This is a genomic window from Rhodococcus sp. IEGM 1307 (genome assembly GCF_030056915.1).
GTDB classification, from domain to species: domain Bacteria; phylum Actinomycetota; class Actinomycetes; order Mycobacteriales; family Mycobacteriaceae; genus Rhodococcus_F; species Rhodococcus_F opacus_D.
In genome coordinates this window covers 1-215 of record NZ_JASHKW010000138.1, presented here as the reverse complement: position 1 = coordinate 215, position 215 = coordinate 1, and the positions used below count along the sequence as shown (strand labels likewise).

Sequence of the window (215 nt, the reverse complement as noted above, 5' to 3'; positions counted from 1 at the left end):
CGCGCGGCAGGGCAGGCTCCGAGGCCTCCGCGGGGCCGATGCACGCGGCGAGCGGCCCCCCGCCCGCGACCCCCAGGCCGACCGCCGCCGCCGGATTCTCGACCCCGCGATGGACGCCAACAACGAGCACCCCCCCCACGCGGGCGTCCAGCAGACCGCCAACCGCGCCGCCGCCCCGCGGTGCGTCACCCCGCGCGACGCCGACGGGCGGAGGG

General features: G+C 81.9%; 1 protein-coding gene. It reads left to right on the top strand.

From position 1 onward, the window contains the following. On the top strand, positions 1 to 215 hold a 215-nt coding region (locus QM841_RS43080), incomplete at both ends, for a hypothetical protein (protein ID WP_502943346.1).